Source organism: Halomonas sp. HP20-15, assembly GCF_033446685.1.
Taxonomy (GTDB): domain Bacteria; phylum Pseudomonadota; class Gammaproteobacteria; order Pseudomonadales; family Halomonadaceae; genus Modicisalibacter.
The window spans coordinates 317,677-334,341 of sequence record NZ_JAWQLY010000004.1; the positions used below are offsets into that span (position 1 = coordinate 317,677).

Genomic DNA, 16,665 nt, shown 5'->3' on the forward strand with positions numbered 1-16,665 from the left:
TCTTGTGTCAATAGAGCTTTGGGCTGCCAGGCAGTACTAAGTAGTCAGCGGCGCGCTCAGCCAGCAGTAGGCTGTCTGACTGAGCTGTTGTCTTGCCTAACCACGGCACCTTGCCTAGGCAGGGTACATCCAGAAGAGCCTCCAGCGTTGCTATGTTGGCTGCGTACTCCTGGATGTCAGCGTCAGTTTGGGTAGCCACCCAGCCCGCTACGTGTAAGCCATCAGCACGAATGGCTTCCAGCGTCAGCCGAGCATGGCTAATACAGCCCAGGCGCAGACCGACCACTAGAATCACCGGCAGGGCGAGCCTGACCGCTAAGCCGCTGAGGTCTTCCTGTGTACTGAGCGGAACCCGCCAGCCACCGGCGCCTTCGACCAGAATCAAGTCGCGAGACGCATCCAGGGCGGGCCTTACGGCCCTCTCTAGCTCGGCCAGGCGTAGCGTCATGCCTGCCTGGGTGGCAGCCAGGTGCGGAGCGATCGGCGGCTCGAGGGCCACCGGGTTGACGGTGCGGTAATCAACCGGTGGATTCGTTAAAGCCTGCAGGGACAAGGCGTCGGTATTACATAGCCCGTCGGGCCCCCATTCACAGCCCGCCGCTACCGGCTTGAGGCCCAGCGTGGAAAGGCCCTGGCGCCGCGCCTTGGTCAGCAGGGCGGTGGCGACCAGCGTCTTGCCGGCATCGGTATCGGTGCCGGTGATGAAATAGCCGTTCATGCTTTTCTCTCGGGTTTAGTCAGGTCGAGTGTCAAGCACTGATAGGTCACCGGCAGCCCTGCGTTTTCGCGAAGCGCTTCGTAGCGGCGAGTGGCTTGGGCAAGGTGCCTACGGGTGAGGCGAGCGCCGGCCCGTGCAGTCTGGGCCCCGATACCTTTGATCGAAGCCATGACTGCCGCGATATCGGGGTAATGAAAGCGCCTAGCGGCTTGTTCCGCATCGGCCTCGAAGCCCGCACAGCGGGCGGCATGAATCAGGGTCTGCGTGTCGGTAAATCGCCTCACGGCTGCTGATTGGTCGGGTCGGCACCAAGCGTAGCTGACTTCATTCAGCGTGCCGGGAACCAGCGTATTCAGCAGTGCTCGGCCACCCGGCATCAGCACTCGGTACAGCTCGGCGAACAAAGCGTCATGATCACAACACCACTGGATGGCCAAGTTGGAGAACACCAACTCTATACTGCGGTTGTTCAGCGGCAATGCAGTGGCATCTCCACACAGCCAATGCCCCTGTCGGCCATGGCGCTGCTGAGCCTCGATTAACATGCCTGGCGCCAGATCCAGACCGATAGCGCATCGTTGATAGCGTTGCGACAGGCGTGCCGTCCAATGGCCAGGACCGCAACCAAGATCGAGTACTGTGCCAGCTCGCGGCGGCAGGCGTCGCCATAGCGACTCCCCCATGGTTTGCTGGGCACTGGCCAGCTCAACGTAGCGCGGCGCCGCGCGGCTGAAGGCGTGAGCCACTCGGCGTCGCCACTCGATATCGGCGCGAGTCTGCCAACCTGTCGGCACCGTTCTAGCGTGCATGGTATCTCTCCCTCTGGCAGGCCGTAACGTTAGTGACTTTGTGCCAGCTCGCTCAAGCAGCGAGCCAGGTCATGCGGCACCGACAGTTGCGGACAGTGACCGCAGCCAGGAAGCAGAATGGAATTCTCGTCGGCTAGTTCAGGCAGTAGAGGATCCTGCTCGCCACGCATGAAATAGACAGGGCAGGGGGCTTGCAGAGCTTGGCGTACGTCTAGGCTGGCGAGCTGGGCCAAGCCCGCTGCCAAGGTGGTGATATTCGCAGGCCTGTTATCGCCTAGTAATGAGACTAGGCGCTGAAAAGCCTGTCTTGGTGAAGGTTCGCCACGGAGCTGGAAGCGGAGGAAGTGCTGCCAGGTTCTCTGCGGATCACGCGAAAAAGCATGACGAAAGGCGTCCAGGTCCCGCACCGTTACCCCACCCTGGGTGGGGACATTAGTAATGAAATTTGGACGCATGCCGAGCATGACCAGGCCGCGCGGTACGGGCAGGCGTTGCAACAATTCTGCGGCCAGTAATCCACCCAATGACCAGCCTACCCAGATGGCATCCGTGGATAGCTTAGTGGCCATGGCGTCGGCCAAGGCATCGAGATCGCCAGGCGCATCCAGCGGGGGAGACGCGCCATAGCCAGGCCAGTCCGGGGCGGCCACGCGCAGTCCCGCTGGCCAGTAGGCCTGGAGGAGGTGCCAGATGCGAGCGTCAAAGCCCCAGCCGGAAAGCAGTACGAGACGGCTCATGCGAGCGGCTCCCGTAAGCCCGGCTGAGGCTCATTCGTGGCGAGTTCAGCCAGTGCCTCCAGCAACGCATCAATGGACTGGCGTGTATGCGCCGCTGAAAGGGTAAAGCGAAGACGCGCCTGACCGCGCGGCACGGTGGGCTCGCGAATCGCCCCGACGAGGAAGCCTCGTTGGCGCAGTAAACGGCTCCAGCTAAGGACACGCTGACTGTCGCCAAGTAGTAGCGGCTGGATAGGCGTCTCAGATGGCATCATGGGCAAGCCGAGTCGTTTTGCCTGCTCACGCCAATGGCTTATGTGGTCCCCCAAGACTGTCCGACGCTCGGGCTCGCTCTCGAGGATATCTAGCGCCCGCAAGGTCGCACAGGCCACGCCTGGCGGCTGCGCAGTAGTATAAATGTAAGCGCGCGCGAACTGGGTCAAGCTATCGATCAACAAGTCATCGCCGGCTACGAAAGCCCCCGCACTGCCCAGCGCCTTGCCCAGCGTGCCGACCAGCACCGGTACCTGACGGCTGGCGAACCGGCGACCGACGCAACCACTGCCGCCCTCGCCCAATACACCGACGCCGTGGGCATCGTCGATCATCAGCCAAGCATCGAAACGTTGGCAGCGATCGGCCAGTACACTGATATCGGCCGTATCCCCATCCATACTGAACACGCCGTCGCTGACCACAAGCCTTGGCTTATCATTGGATGATCGTGACAATAAACGTGCAAGATCATCGTAATCCCGGTGATGAAAGCGTCGAGCGCGCGCGCCGGCCAGCTGCCCGCCATCGAGTAGCGAGGCATGATTGAGGCGATCTTGAAAGATCTGTACGCCACCGGCACCCAGCACTTGCAACGTACCGAGGTTAGCCATGTAGCCGGTAGAGAACAGTAATGCCCGAGGCCGTCCAGTCAGGTCGGCCAGGCGTTCCTCAAGGGCGTGGTGGGGCTCGAGATGGCCACTGACTAGATGTGAGGCACCACTACCGGCACCGTAGCGTCGTGCCCCCTGTGCCAAGGCCTCGGCCAGGCGAGGATCGTGCGCGAGTCCCAAATAGTCGCTACCCGCGAAATCAACCAGGGTATGGCGGCCGTTAACCAGCCGCTTATCCTCCAGCGGAGACAGCGTGACTCTTTGTCGCCAAAGGTCCTGCCGACGTTGCTGCTCAAGTCGCTGTTCAAGGAGAGGGCGCCACATGATCAATTCACGTCGGCAGCATGTTCCTGACGAGACGCCGAAGCATCGTAGAACATGGCACGCGCTGTCTGTTCCAGAGCCTGTTTTTCGAGCGCCTCGTCCAGTGCCGATTCCTGGGCGGCATCATCGCGGCAGGTTTCAATCCGTTCGGGATGCAGGCCGAGGCGAGCAAACAGAGCGCGATCGCGTTCGGCCTGGGGATTTTCGGTCGTCAGCAGCTTGTCGCCATAGAAAATGGAATTGGCGCCGGCGAGAAACGCCAGTGCCTGAGTTGAATCGTCCATCTGTTCACGCCCAGCAGAGAGTCGCACATGGCTTTGCGGCATTAAAATACGTGCCACGGCAATGGCGCGAACGAACTCCAGCGGATCGAGATCCTCGATCGTGTCCAGAGGCGTCCCCGGCACCTTGACCAGCATGTTGATGGGCACCGATTCAGGATGCGGCTCTAGGCGTACCAGTTGCTGAAGCAGGGCGGCCCGATCACGCGGTGCTTCTCCCATGCCCAGGATGCCGCCACTGCAGACCTTCATTCCGGCTTGCCGGACATTGCCCAGCGTCTCGAGACGATCGGCATAAGTTCGGGTAGTAATGATTTCGCCATAGAATTCAGGCGATGTGTCCAAGTTATGGTTGTAATAATCGAGACCCGCCTCCGCCAGCCTTTCGGCCTGGCCCCCATCCAGCATGCCCAGGGTCATGCAGGTTTCCAGCCCCAGCGCCTTGACCTGACGGACCATTTCCAGCACTACATCGAGATCGCGTTCGCGTGGGCTGCGCCAAGCGGCCCCCATGCAGAAGCGACTCGCACCGGCCAGCTTCGCTGCCTCCGCCTGTGCCACGACCTTTTCGATTTCCAGCAACTTCTCCTTGCCCAGGCCCGTATTGTAGTGGCCGGACTGTGGACAGTACTTGCAGTCCTCCGGGCAGGCGCCGGTCTTTATCGACAGCAGTGTCGAGACCTGCACGGCACTGGCATCAAAGTGAGCGCGATGTATCTGCTGAGCCCGGAACAGCAGATCATTGAAAGGCAAGGAGAACAGGCCTTCTATCTCTTCCAGTGTCCAGTTGTGGCGTGGTGCGTTAAGGCTCGAGGAGGCTGATCCGGTCGCTGTCATAGCTGAAAACTCAATCAATCGATGTAAACTTTATTGAACTTGGAAAGTTAACTACTATAATTGCCTAATAATCCCTGTCAACTTATAAAAAGCCTTTAATCTACCGCCGGCTTCTCCAAAGTCGATGTTTTAAATTGTGCGCTAAAGCCAGTTCAGCGGCGCCGGTTCTCGGCGCTCGTCTGGGGAGTGGTTTCGTGGCGCGCCGGCGCGTACTCCGGCGACTCGGGGTAGATCAGGCTGATCAGTGTTTCCCCGGCCTTCGCAGCCAGCGGCGCCTGGTCGCTGGCGATGCGGATGCGACCGCTCTGAGCGATGCAGAACAGCGGCAGCAACCGCTGGGCGTGGATATTCCTGTAGTCCGTGAGGCCGAAATTCTCGGTCAGCCGTGCGCTGCGCAGTTCCGCGCCGGCTTCGACCAGGCCGAGCAGCCCCGCGTAGGTCGTCTCGCCGTCGCCGAGTAGCGGCAGGTGCGCCAGCGCCTGTTCACGATGACGCCGGGCACTGCGATTGTCGTCTTCGGCCAGCCGATAGACCCGGCCATGGCCGAGGATATGCTCGAAGTGCAGCGCGGCGAGGTTGTTGAGCTCGCGGTAGGGCGACAGTGGCAGCAGATGGCCGATGCCGGTGAGTTCGAGATGCTGTGCGGCATGCTCGGAGAGCGGGTTGCCGTAGTAGACCGGTAGCCCTGCCATGCGCGCTTCCTGGACGGCTTCCCAGTTGGTATCGGTGAGCCGGACGGCGAAACCGGCATCGGTCAGCGCCTTGGCGATGGCGCGGGCCAGCGGGTTGGCGCCGAGGATCAGAAAGCCCGACGGCGCCGGCTCGCTGACCTTGAGCAGCTGGGCGATCGGACGTGACAGCAGGCTCTGCACCACCACCGTGCTGATGATCACCAGGAAGGTCACCGGTACCAGCATCTCGGCATCGGCGACGCCGTTTTCCTCGAGCTTGATGGCGAATAGCGAGGCTACCGCGGCGGCGACGATGCCGCGTGGTGACAGCCAGGCCAGCAGCGCCTTTTCGCGCCAGGTGAGGCCACTGCCCAGCGTACACAGCCATACCGCCAGCGGTCGGGCCACCCAGACCAGCACTGCGAGAAAGCCCCATGCCGGCCACGACAGCAGCGCCAGCTGCTCGACGGTGAGCCGGGCGGCGAGCAGGATGAACAGCCCCGAGATCAGCAACACCGACAGCGTTTCCTTGAACTCGATGATCTGCTGGGTGGGCACCGCGCGCATGTTGGCCAGCCACACCCCCATCACCGTGACCGTCAGTAGCCCCGACTCGTGAAACAGCAGGTTGGAGGCGGTGAACAGACCGAGCATGACCATCAGCGTGCCGAAGCTGTGCAATCGCTGTGGCAGCCAGTGATGGCGCAGCACCAGTCCCCAAAGATAGCCGCCCAGGCCGCCCAGGCCGAAACCGATCGCCGCGGTCTCGCCGAACAGCATCAGGGTGTGCGAGACGGCACCCTGGGCCAGGCCGAGGGCGACGAACTCATAGACCAGTACCGCGCCGATCGCGCCCACCGGGTCGATCAGGATGCCCTCCCAGCGCAGGATCTGGGTGAGGTGCTGGCGCGCGCGCAGCGTCTGGACCAGCGGCGACACCACGGTCGGGCCGGTCACCACCAACACCGCGCCCAGCAGGCTGGCCATCTCCCAGGCCAGGCCGAGCAGCAGGTGAGCGGCCAGCGTAGCGACCCCGGCGGTGATCAGCGCGCCCCAGGTCACCAGGCGGCGTACCGTGCGGCCATGACCGCGCAGGTCCTTGAAATCCAGGGTCAGGCTGCCCTCGAAGAGAATGATCGCCACCGCCAGCGAGACCAGCGGAAACAGCAACTCGCCGAGCAGCGCGTCGGGCTCGAGCAGCCCGGTCACCGGGCCGGCCAGGATGCCGCCGATCAGCAGCGGCAGGATCGCCGGCAGGCGTAGCCGCCAGGCGGTCCATTGGCTGATCAGGGCCAGCAGGCCGATGCCGGTGAGGGCGAGGGCAGGGTACTCCATCGGGTGTTCGCCATTGCGTCGAAAGCAGCGCGCAGCCTACGCGCCGGGCGCACGCCATGCAATCGCCGGGTGGCGGCGTCTGATCCGCTCAGTTGACCCGGTTGCGGCCCTGGTTCTTGGCGTTGAGCAGGGCGCTGTCGGCGCTCGCCAGCAGGTTTTCGATATCCTCGTCGGGTGTCGTCACGGTGGCGCAGCCGATGCTCACCGACAGCGGAACCTGGACAGCATGCTGGGCGCTCGTCACGGTGATCGTGGTGACCGCCTGACGCAGCCGCTCGGCGATCACCCGGGCCTCGTCGAGGCGGGTACCGGGTAAAAGAATCGCCAGCTCGTCGCCGCCGAAGCGGGCGACCATGTCGGTAGGGCGAAGATGCTCCTCGCACAGCTGGGCGACGCGGCGCAGGGCATCGTCGCCGGCGCTGTGGCCGTGCTGGTCGTTGATGTTCTTGAAGCGGTCGATATCCAGCAACAAAGCGGCGACGGGCCTGCCCCGCGCGTGGGCCTCGTCGAGCACGCGATTGGCGCAGTCATAGAAGTGGCGACGATTGGCGATGCCGGTCAGCATGTCGGTAGCCGCCAGGCGCTGCATGTCGGCGAGCGACTGCTGCAGTTGGTCGTGCAGATCGACCAGCCGGCGGCCGACGGCGATACGGGCCTGCAGTTCGGCAGGGCTGACCGGCTTGGTCTGGAAGTCGTGGGCGCCGTTGTCGAGCGCCATGACCAGGTCGTTCTCGTCGTGCTTGCTGGTCAGCAAAATGGTGTATACCAGCGGCGCCTGCGGGTCGCGCTCGGCGAGGCGCCGGCACAGATCGATGCCATTGGTACCCGGCATCATCCAGTCGAGGATGGCGATGTGCGGCGGACTCGCGACGTCGAGTGCCTGCCAGGCTTGGGTCCCGTCTTCCGCCTCGATGATGCGATGCCCCCAGTTTTCCAGCAGATGGCGCAGCAGGCGCCGCGGCACCCGGTCGTCGTCGGCGATGAGAATCTCCAGTGAAGCGGTCGCGGTCATGCAATGCTCTCCGGGCCGGGATTGTCGCGTTTGGCAGCAAGCGCTGCGCACAGCGCGGTTACCCGCTCGCTGAGCGCCACATGCTGGTCGCGGCAGTGTTCGATGTCGCCGCGGCGGGCGCTGGCTTCCAGCTTACGCACGTCGTGTTCGAGCGCGCGACCGCCGACGCTGCTGGCGATGCCCGACAGCGAGTGCAGTTGCTGGGCCAGGGTCTCGGCATCGTGTCGCGCGAGGGCCCGTTCGATGCGGCCGAGCTTGTCGGGAAGATCCTCGAGGGCCATGGTCACGATCTCGTCGATCATCGCCTGGCGCCCTTGGGCGACGGTATCGAGGTAGTGCTCGTCGAGCGTCGGCGACGGAGGCTCGGACTGCTCGCCGCCGGTCGGTTCGCTCGGCGCGGGTAGGCGGGGCGTCAGGTAACGCGCCAGCGCGGCATGCAGCGCCAGGCGGGTGAGCGGCTTGGCGAGGTAGTCGTCCATGCCGGCATCGAGGCAGCGTTGGCGATCTTCGCGCATCGCCTGGGCGGTCATGGCGATGATCGGCACGCGCGGCGCGTCCGGGCCCTGGTCGCGTTCCCTGGCGCGGATGCGTCGGGTGGCCTCGAGGCCATCGAGAACCGGCATGTTGGCGTCCATGAGTATCACCGCATAGACCCCGGACCGGTACGTCTCGAGCGCTTGCTGGCCATTGTCGACGGTGTCCACCTGGCAGCCCATGCTTTCGAGGAGCCCGCGCGCGACCAGTTGGTTGGTGCGGTTGTCCTCGGCGAGCAGCACCCGTGCCTGGAAATGCGTCGAAGCGTCGCTTTCGAGATTGACGGGCACATGGATGGCCTCCTCGGCCAGTGCCAGGCGCAGCGTGAAGTGGAACGTCGAGCCTTGCCCCGGCTGGCTGTCGACGTCGAGCCGGCCGCCCATTCGCGCCACCAGCTCGCGGCTTATCGCCAGGCCCAGTCCCGTGCCGCCGTAATGGCGCGTGACCGAACCGTCGGCCTGGGTGAACTTCTCGAAGATCGCTTCGCGCGCGTCGGCCTCGATACCGATGCCGGTATCGGCGACTTCGAAGCGTAGCGTGACGGCCTCCGCGTCCAGCGTGACGAGGCGCAACCGCAGCTGCAGATGGCCGCGCGCGGTGAACTTGGCGGCGTTGCCGACCAGGTTGTTGAGCACCTGGCGCAGCCGCAGCGGGTCGCCGATGACCCGCTGCGGCACTTCGGCGGGGTAGTCGATGCTGACGGTGACCGGCTTCTCGGTGGTCTGGGCAACCGCCAGTTGCCTGACGTGATCGAGCTTGTGGTAGAGGTCGAAGGGCACCTGCTCGAGGCGCATGTGTCCGGCCTCGATCTTGGAGATGTCGAGGATGTCGTCGAGGATCGTCAGCAGTGCCCCGGCCGAGCCGGCGACGGTTTCCAGGTAGTCGCGCTGCAGCGGACTCAGCGGGGTCTGCTTGAGCAGCTCGACCATGCCCACCACGCCGTTCATGGGCGTACGGATCTCATGGGACATGTTGGCGAGGAATTCGCTCTTTGCCTGGGTCGCGGCTTCGGCCTGCTCCTTGGCCAGTCGCAATTCGCCGGTGCGCGCGGCGATGCGCTCCTCCTGGTAGGTGGTCAGCGATTCGAGGCGCTGGGTCTTCTCGACGAGTTCCGATTGCTTGCGGCCCAGCTCGGCGGCCATGCGGTTGAAGGTGTCCGAGATGGTGCCCAGTTCGTCACGCGCACCGATGGTCGCGCGCGCTGCCAGATCGCCGGCCCGCAGGGCGTCCATGGTCTGGCGCAACGATGACAGGGGCGTGAGCAGGACGCGCCGGATCACCAGCGTCAACAGCAGGATCAGGACCGCGTCGAGGACCAGGATCTGCAACAGCAGATCCTTGAGCGAATCGGCCAGCGCTGCTGCCAGAGGTGCTCTGGAAACGTAGATGGTGACGGTGCCGATCTGCTTGCTCTCCTCACCGAGGGCGCGCTTGACGATGGCGCTCTGGGCGACGAGCGCCTCGTGCTTGGCGGTGTCCGGTAGCCAGGCGACTTCGTTGATACCGTCCGGCTGTTGCCACAGCGCCAGCCAGGTGGCGCGAGCCGTCGGCGATTCGCCGTCGGTCGCGCTCTCGCTGACCGCCACGCCCAGCACACCGGGTTCATTCATGAAGGTTCGAGCGATGGCCGCCGCCGCGCTCTTGTCGAGATCCCACAATGGCACGCTCATCGCCGCGGCGAGCACCTCGGCGTCGCGCTGGGCGTCGCGGGCGAGTTGCCGGGTGAGCGACTGGCGTGCCTCGTCGTACTTGACCCAGGTGAACAGAGCGAGCGTGGCGGTGGTCGCCAGCAGCACGATGAGCACCAGCTTGATGGCCAGGTTGGGGCGCGGTCGGCGAAGCGTGGTGCCGGACATCGATGTTGACCGATTCACGCGTCTTCCCCCGGTGGCGAGAAGCCCCAATGCCGGTAGATGCGGGCCAAACTGCCATCGGCGCGCATGGCATCGAGCGTCTGTTGCCAGAGCTCGACGACGGCAGGGGGTGTCGCGGTCGAGAAGGCGATGTAGAAACGCGCTTCGTAGAGCGTGTAGAACGCCTTGAAGTCGGCCCGCGGCGAGTCGCTCTGGGCGATGATTTCGGCGGCGTTTTGCTCGCCGGAGACCCATAGCTTGATGCGCCCGGCTGCCAGGTTACGGGCGATCGAGGCCGCCGAGCGATGGCCATAGAGGTTGGTGAAGCCGTGACGCTTGAGATACTGCTCGCCGGCGTCGTCCTGGTAGGTGCCGATGCTCTCGACCCGCCGAGCGTCCGCGAGGCTGTCGATGGCGAGGCCGCTGTCCCGGCGTCCATAGAGTTTCACCTGGGTGTGCCCGATCGGGCCGACCCACTGGAACAGCTCCTCGCGCTCGGCGTTGCGTACGGTGGTGAACAGGGCGCTGCCGGCGGCCTCCATGACCGTCTGGTAGCCACGCGTCCAGGGCACGAATTCGATCGGCGTGCGGCGGCCGAGCCGGCGCTGAATTTCCTTGACGATATCGACCGAGACACCGTCGGCTTCGCCGTCCTGCAGGAAGTTGTAGGGCGGCAGCTCCTCGGTTTTCAGCGTGAGCGGGTAACCGGTCAGGGCCGGGTCGGGGCTCAGTGCGGCCATGCGGGACGGCATCGGCTCGTTGGGCAGCCAGCGTCGATGGAGGCGCGCGAAGGTGCCGTCGCGGGCCATGGCGTCGAGCGTGCGCTGCCAGCGGGCGACGGTCTCCGGCGCGGTCTCGGCCGAGAAGGCGATATACAGCGGCTCGCTGTGTGCGACGAGCAGCCGCTCGATACTGTCGGCGGGATAGCCCAGGCTCTCGATCACGCTGGGCGCGGAGAGATTGGAGTCGAGCCAGGCGTCGACACGTCCTTCGAGCAGCTTGCGCGCGCCACTGACCAGCTTGGTCGCGCTGTCGAGGTTGGTGAAGCCGTGGTTGAGCAGAAATTCCTCGCGCACGTCGTTGCGGTAGGTGGCGATGGTCTCGAGCTTGCGTGCGTCGTCCAGGTTGTCGAGGGTCAACGGCGAGCCGGCGCGCTTGTAGAACACGAAGGCCAGGTTGGCGAGCGGTCCGACCCACTGGAACAGATCCTCGCGCTCGGCGCTGCGGGCGGTCGAAAACAGCGCGACGCCAGGCTTTTCCATCAGGCTGTGATAGGCGCGCGCCCAGGGCATCAACTGGATCGGCTGTTCATTGTCCAGCCGGCGCTGGATCTCGCGCACCAGGGCGACCGACAGACCGGTCAACTCGCCATTCTCGCGAAAGTTGAGCGGTGGCAACTCCTCGGTCAGCAAGCGCAGTGGCTCGTCGGCGCTTGCCGTGTTGGCAGACGTCCAGAATATCGCTAGCAGCGCGAAGTGGAACAGCGAACGCATGACGCGAGGAAACGAAGGGCGATTCAAGCGATGGCTGGTCATGGAGTTCCCCGCACGCGTACGACCTCGATGGATCGCCGGTCAGGCGGCGATGAGAGCCCGGATCATACTTTTTATTGGAATAAGCGCTACAGCGAGGTCAGTTTATGCTCAAAGCGCGTACAAGGCATCTGCGGCCGCCGTCGCTGACTCAACGGTTGCACAGCCAGACCAGCGCCGAGAGTGCGACGCTGGTCAGGATCATCGTGGTCACGGGGAAATAGAACGAAAAGTGCTCGCGTCGGATGACGATATCGCCGGGCAGGTGGCCCAGCGGTAGCTTCGACAGCCAGGGCCACAAAAGGCCGATGGCGACGACAACCAGGCCGATGACGATCAGCGCACGCGACATGGGCTCCTCTCTGGCTTGTTTGTTGTCAGGCGCGCTTGATGATCGCCAGCAGGCCCTGCAGCGGATGCGCCAGGGAGGTATCCGAGAGGCGCTTGGCCTGGCTGCGACACGAGTAGCCGGTGGCCAGCAACGTGCCGGCATTGGCCGGGTCCTCGACCGGGGCGCGCCACGAGAGTGCGTAGATCGTCTCGGAGGTATCGCGATTGCGCGCCTCGTGACCGTAGGTGCCGGACATCCCGCAGCAACCGGTGGCGAGCAGTTCCAGGCCGAGCCCGGCGTTGGCGAACACCTGCTGCCAGGCCTTGGGCGAGCCCGGCGCATTGGTCCGCTCGGTACAGTGCGAGAGCAGCTTGAAACCGGGATCGACGAGCGTCATGTGGCCGGGCAGCAGCCGTTGGCCCAGCGATACCAGCCATTCCTGCAGCAGCAACACTTCGGGGGCGCTGTCCGGACCCAGCGCCTGGACGTATTCCTGGCGGTAGGTCAGGGTCATCGCCGGGTCGATACCCACCAAGGGCACGCCGCTTTCGGCCAGGGCCTTGAGGCGTCTTGCCTGCTTCTCGGCAGTGCGCTCGAAGGCACCGAGGAAGCCCTGGACATTGAGCGGCTTGCCGTTGGCCGAGAACGGCGCGACGAACACCCGAATATCGAGCCGCGCGAGCAGTTCGACGATGTCCATCACCAGTTGCGACTCGAAATAGCTGGTGAAGGCATCCTGAACCAGAATCACGCTGCGCGCCTTCTGGCGTTCAGTGAGCAGGCCGAGCGCGGTCGGCGTGGCCTCGCTGATCCCCCAGGCGCGCAGCTGCTTGGCCAGGCTCGCCCGCGATAGGCGTGGGCTGTCGACCATGCCGATGGGACCGGCCAGCAGGCGCTCGACCAGGCGGTTGCCGAGCAAGGCGTTGTACGCCGGCGCCACCGGCTGCAGGTAGGGGACGAAGAACTCCAGGCCGCCGATCAGGTAGTCGCGCAGCGGGCGCAGGTAGCGACCGTGGTAGAGCTCGAGGAACCGCGCGCGGAACTCGGGCACGTTGACCTTGACCGGACATTGACCGGCGCAGGACTTGCAGGCCAGGCAGCCGGCCATCGCCTCATGGACCTCATGGGAGAAGTCCGGTTCGCCGCGCCGCTGCGCCAGGGTGTTGCGCAGGCGCCGCGGAAAATCGCGGACGAAGCCCCAGGCGCCTGCGGCCTTCTTCCTGCGCGACTGCTCGACCACGTCGATGCCGGCATTGCCCTGTAGGCGCAACCATTCGCGCATCAGGCTGGCGCGTCCCTTGGGCGAGTGGATGCGCTGCCGGGTGGCCTTCCACGACGGGCACATGGCGTCGTCGGGATCGTAGTTGTAGCAGGCGCCGTTGCCGTTGCAGTACACCGCGCTGGCATGGGCGCGCCACACGCGCTCGTCGATCTGGCGATCGAGTTCGCCGCGGGTCGGCACGCCATCGATGGTCAGCAGCCCCGGATCGACCCACTTGACGGTCTCTTCGACGACCGTATCTTCGCCCCGGGACGCGCTGCCTGTGGCTTCGGACGGGCTCCCCACAGCTTCGGACGGGATAGCCGTGCCGGCGGTTTCGGGCCGGGGAGATGGTTTCGCGTCTTCGGGCCGGATAAAGAGCGGCGTGGCGATCTTGCCCGGGTTCAATTGATTGTGCGGATCGAACGCGGCCTTGAGACCCTGCAGCGTAGGGTAGAGCTCGCCGAAGAACGTCGGCGCGTACTCCGAACGCACGCCCTTGCCGTGCTCGCCCCACAACAGGCCATGGTACTTGTGGGTCAGGGCGGCGACCTCATCGGACAACGCGCGGATCAGCGCCGCCTGGGCCGGGTCCTTCATGTCGATTGCCGGACGCACGTGCAGCACGCCGGCGTCGACATGGCCGAACATGCCATAGCTGAGCCCGCGCTCGTCCAGCAGCGCGCGAAACTCGGCGATATAATCGGCAAGGTGCTCGGGCGGCACCGCGGTGTCCTCGACGAACGGAATCGGGCGTTTCTCGCCCTTGACGTTGCCGAGCAGGCCCACGGCGCGCTTGCGCATGGTGTAGACGCGGCCGATCGCCTCGCGGCCCTCGGCCAGCGTGTAGCCCAGCCGCTCGACGCTGGCATCGGCGGCCAGGTGAGCGGTGAAGGCGGCGACCCGCGTCTCAAGCGTCGCCGGGTCGTCGTCGTTGAACTCGACCAGGTTGATGCCGCGAATCGTCGGCAGCTCGCCGCGGCGCGTGGCCGGGGCGGTGGCGACAGCGGGTAGCGCGTCGAGCGGCTCCGGACGGTCGTTGTCCGGTGCAGGGAAGAACTCGGCGACGCTGTCCCAGACGAAATCCTCCATCGCCAGGGCCAGCACGCTGTCGTCGACGGTCTCGATCGACGTGGGATGGGCATCGCTCGCCATCAGCGCCCTGGCGTCGCGCAGCGCATCCATGAAGCCACTGTAGCGGATATTGACCAGCGTCGAATGCTTGGGGATGGGCAAGACGTTGAGCGTCGCCTCGGCGAGGAATCCGAGTGAGCCTTCCGAGCCGCACAACACGCTATTGAGGTCGAAGCGACCGTCGGCGGTGCGTAGGTGCGCCAGGTCGTAGCCGGTCAGGCAACGGTTGAGCTTGGGGAAACGCGCCTCGATCTGTTCGCGCTGGGTGTCGATGATGGCGCTTGCCACGCGGTGAGTCTCGCCGACGAGGTCATCGCGCGCGCAGAGCATCGCGAGCTCGTCGTCGCTCACCGGCTGGCTTTCGAAACGCTCGCCGCCCAGCATGATCGTGTCCAGCGCCAGCACGTGGTCGCGGGTCTTGCCGTACTCGCGGCTGCCCTGGCCGCTGGCGTCGGTCGAGATCATGCCGCCGATGGTCGCGCGGTTGGAGGTCGACAGCTCCGGGGCGAAGAACAGGCCGTGAGGCTTGAGCGCGGCGTTGAGCTGGTCCTTGACCACGCCGGCCTGGACCCGCACGCGACGCTGCTCGACATCGATCTCGAGGATCCGGTTCATGTAGCGCGAGACGTCGACCATCAGGCCGTCGGTCAGCGACTGGCCGTTGGTGCCCGTGCCGCCGCCGCGCGGGGCGAGGACGATATCGCGATAGGCGCCGTCCCCGGCGAGGCGCGCGATGCGTTGCAGGTCGTCGGCGTCGCGGGGATAGAGCACCGCCTGAGGCAGGCGCTGATAGATCGAATTGTCGGTGGCGAGCACGGTGCGGTTGGCGTAGTCCGGCGCGATGTCGCCGCGAAAGCCCGCGTGACGCAGGGCATCGAGGAACGCCAGGTAGCGGGCGTCGACGCGGGAGAGAGAATCCAGTCGTGCGATCATGATCTCGGGATTGCTAGCTAACGGTCGGTGGCCGTCTACCTTAACCGAGATCGGCGACTGTCGCACGATGTCTGGCGGCCGTGGTGCACCGGCGTGGCCCATGGCGACGGTTTTTCTTACAATGGTCCGACATTCGCGTCGTGCGTTCGGCGCCGACCACGCTTTTCTTCGCTTGTCACGTTAACGGAAAGGATCCCATGCTCGATCCCAAACTGCTTCGCAGCGAGCTCGATTACGTTGCGCAACGCCTGGCCCTGCGCGGCTTCACCCTGGATACGGCCGCGTTCGAGGCGCTCGAAAGCCGGCGCCGCGACCTGCAGACCGAGACCGAACAACTGCAGAGCGAACGCAACAGCCGGTCCAAGGCGATCGGCCAGGCCAAGGCCGCCGGCGAGGACATCGAGCCGCTGCTCGCCGAGGTCAGCGATCTCGGCGATCGGCTCGATGCGGCCAAGGCGCAGTTGAACGAGGTCGCCGGTGAGCTCGAGGCACTGCTGGCCAGCCTGCCCAACCTGCCCCACGGAAGCGTGCCCGCGGGTGCCGACGAGGCCGACAATGTCGAACTGCACCGCTGGGGCAGCCCGCGGACGTTCGATTTCGCGGTGCGCGACCACGTCGATCTGGGCGCCAAGCTGGGGTATCTGGACTTCGAGCTGGCCGCCAAGCTGACCGGTTCGCGCTTCGCCGTGATGCGGGGGCCGATCGCCCGGCTGCATCGTGCGCTGGTGCAGTTCATGCTCGACCGCCAGACTCTCGAGCACGATTACGAAGAGTGCTATGTGCCCTACATCGTCAACAGCGACTCACTGACCGGGACCGGCCAACTGCCCAAGTTCGGCGAGGACCTGTTTCGTCTCGAGGGCGACAGCGACTACTACCTGATTCCCACCGCCGAGGTGCCGCTGACCAACTTCGCCCGCGACACCATCGTCGAGGCTTCAACGTTGCCGATCCGCCTAACCGCGCACACGCCGTGCTTTCGTAGCGAGGCCGGCGCCTACGGCAAGGATACTCGCGGGATGATTCGCCAGCATCAGTTCGACAAGGTCGAGATGGTGCAGATGGTCGAGCCCGAGACCAGCTACGCCGCGCTGGAAGAGATGCGCGGTCATGCCGAGTCGATCCTAAAGGCGCTCGAGCTGCCCTACCGGGTGGTCACGCTGTGTGCCGGCGACATGGGCTTCGGTGCAGCCAAGACCTACGATATCGAGGTCTGGCTGCCCAGCCAGCAGACCTACCGCGAGATCTCGTCGGTTTCCAACTGCGAGGACTTCCAGGCGCGGCGCATGCAGGCGCGCTACCGCAGCCCGGCGATCAAGAAGCCGCAGCTGCTGCATACCCTCAATGGCTCGGGGCTGGCGGTGGGGCGTTGCCTGCTGGCGGTGCTCGAGAACTACCAGCAGGCCGACGGCTCGGTAAGGGTGCCCGAGGCCCTGCGCGGCTACCTGGGCGGGCTCGAGACACTCAACGTCGAGTAAGCTTCGGCGGACGCGGCGA

12 protein-coding genes are annotated in these 16,665 nt (G+C 65.1%); 1 reads left to right on the plus strand and 11 read right to left on the minus strand.

The annotated features are described in order from the left end of the window. Nucleotides 1–7 precede the first annotated feature (7 nt). The 11 genes from bioD to R6258_RS08020 form a co-directional block, all read right to left on the minus strand. Nucleotides 8–718 (minus strand): dethiobiotin synthase, encoded by a 711-nt coding sequence (bioD, locus tag R6258_RS07970; protein WP_318449135.1) that lies wholly within the window; start codon nucleotides 716–718, stop codon nucleotides 8–10. Beyond that, nucleotides 715–1,527: a methyltransferase domain-containing protein gene (locus R6258_RS07975; protein ID WP_318449136.1), complete on the minus strand. Its 813-nt coding sequence runs from the start codon at nucleotides 1,525–1,527 to the stop codon at nucleotides 715–717. The genes bioD and R6258_RS07975 overlap by 4 nt, the downstream gene beginning before the upstream one ends. Before the next feature lie 29 nt (nucleotides 1,528–1,556). Continuing rightward, nucleotides 1,557–2,264 carry an alpha/beta fold hydrolase gene (locus R6258_RS07980; RefSeq protein ID WP_318449137.1) on the minus strand — a complete coding sequence of 236 codons (708 nt, stop codon included), beginning with the start codon at nucleotides 2,262–2,264 and terminating at the stop codon, nucleotides 1,557–1,559. Continuing rightward, complete coding sequence (bioF, locus tag R6258_RS07985; RefSeq protein WP_318449138.1) at nucleotides 2,261–3,454, minus strand: 8-amino-7-oxononanoate synthase; 1,194 nt, start codon at nucleotides 3,452–3,454, stop codon at nucleotides 2,261–2,263. Before bioF ends, R6258_RS07980 begins: the two co-directional genes overlap by 4 nt. Nucleotides 3,455–3,456: 2 nt before the next feature. Continuing rightward, nucleotides 3,457–4,572, minus strand: a complete 1,116-nt coding sequence (gene bioB / locus R6258_RS07990) for a biotin synthase BioB (RefSeq protein ID WP_318449139.1) — start codon at nucleotides 4,570–4,572, stop codon at nucleotides 3,457–3,459. Between the two features lie 152 nt (nucleotides 4,573–4,724). Beyond that, on the minus strand, nucleotides 4,725–6,578 hold the full coding sequence (locus R6258_RS07995) for a sodium:proton antiporter (RefSeq protein WP_318449140.1): 1,854 nt from the start codon (nucleotides 6,576–6,578) through the stop codon (nucleotides 4,725–4,727). A gap of 88 nt (nucleotides 6,579–6,666) precedes the next feature. Next, nucleotides 6,667–7,590, minus strand: a complete 924-nt coding sequence (locus R6258_RS08000) for a diguanylate cyclase (RefSeq protein WP_318449141.1) — start codon at nucleotides 7,588–7,590, stop codon at nucleotides 6,667–6,669. Continuing rightward, the gene (locus tag R6258_RS08005) at nucleotides 7,587–9,998 is read right to left on the minus strand and encodes an ATP-binding protein (protein ID WP_318449142.1); all 2,412 of its coding nucleotides are present in this window, start codon (nucleotides 9,996–9,998) and stop codon (nucleotides 7,587–7,589) included. The genes R6258_RS08000 and R6258_RS08005 overlap by 4 nt, the downstream gene beginning before the upstream one ends. Beyond that, entirely contained in the window at nucleotides 9,995–11,512 is a 1,518-nt protein-coding gene (locus R6258_RS08010) for a substrate-binding periplasmic protein (RefSeq protein WP_318449143.1), read from the minus strand. The genes R6258_RS08005 and R6258_RS08010 overlap by 4 nt, the downstream gene beginning before the upstream one ends. A gap of 148 nt (nucleotides 11,513–11,660) precedes the next feature. Further along, nucleotides 11,661–11,861 carry a DUF2905 domain-containing protein gene (locus R6258_RS08015; RefSeq protein ID WP_318449144.1) on the minus strand — a complete coding sequence of 67 codons (201 nt, stop codon included), beginning with the start codon at nucleotides 11,859–11,861 and terminating at the stop codon, nucleotides 11,661–11,663. 25 nt (nucleotides 11,862–11,886) lie between these two features. Beyond that, nucleotides 11,887–15,168 (minus strand): FAD-binding and (Fe-S)-binding domain-containing protein, encoded by a 3,282-nt coding sequence (locus tag R6258_RS08020; RefSeq protein WP_318449145.1) that lies wholly within the window; start codon nucleotides 15,166–15,168, stop codon nucleotides 11,887–11,889. A 197-nt stretch (nucleotides 15,169–15,365) separates the two neighbouring features. Between R6258_RS08020 and serS the strand changes: the two genes are divergently transcribed. Continuing rightward, nucleotides 15,366–16,646 carry a serine--tRNA ligase gene (gene serS, locus R6258_RS08025; RefSeq protein WP_318449146.1) on the plus strand — a complete coding sequence of 427 codons (1,281 nt, stop codon included), beginning with the start codon at nucleotides 15,366–15,368 and terminating at the stop codon, nucleotides 16,644–16,646. The last annotated feature ends 19 nt before the right edge of the window (nucleotides 16,647–16,665 follow it).

Excerpts from the sequence above, each read along its gene's own strand:
- bioF (WP_318449138.1), bottom strand. The coding sequence starts at position 3,454 with ATGTGGCGCCCTCTCCTTGAACAGCGACTTGAGCAGCAACGTCGGCAG.
- R6258_RS08000 (WP_318449141.1), bottom strand. The coding sequence starts at position 7,590 with ATGACCGCGACCGCTTCACTGGAGATTCTCATCGCCGACGACGACCGG.
- R6258_RS08010 (WP_318449143.1), bottom strand. The coding sequence starts at position 11,512 with ATGACCAGCCATCGCTTGAATCGCCCTTCGTTTCCTCGCGTCATGCGT.
- R6258_RS07995 (WP_318449140.1), bottom strand. The coding sequence starts at position 6,578 with ATGGAGTACCCTGCCCTCGCCCTCACCGGCATCGGCCTGCTGGCCCTG.
- serS (WP_318449146.1), top strand. The coding sequence starts at position 15,366 with ATGCTCGATCCCAAACTGCTTCGCAGCGAGCTCGATTACGTTGCGCAA.
- R6258_RS07975 (WP_318449136.1), bottom strand. The coding sequence starts at position 1,527 with ATGCACGCTAGAACGGTGCCGACAGGTTGGCAGACTCGCGCCGATATC.
- bioB (WP_318449139.1), bottom strand. The coding sequence starts at position 4,572 with ATGACAGCGACCGGATCAGCCTCCTCGAGCCTTAACGCACCACGCCAC.
- R6258_RS07980 (WP_318449137.1), bottom strand. The coding sequence starts at position 2,264 with ATGAGCCGTCTCGTACTGCTTTCCGGCTGGGGCTTTGACGCTCGCATC.
- R6258_RS08015 (WP_318449144.1), bottom strand. The coding sequence starts at position 11,861 with ATGTCGCGTGCGCTGATCGTCATCGGCCTGGTTGTCGTCGCCATCGGC.
- R6258_RS08020 (WP_318449145.1), bottom strand. The coding sequence starts at position 15,168 with ATGATCGCACGACTGGATTCTCTCTCCCGCGTCGACGCCCGCTACCTG.
- bioD (WP_318449135.1), bottom strand. The coding sequence starts at position 718 with ATGAACGGCTATTTCATCACCGGCACCGATACCGATGCCGGCAAGACG.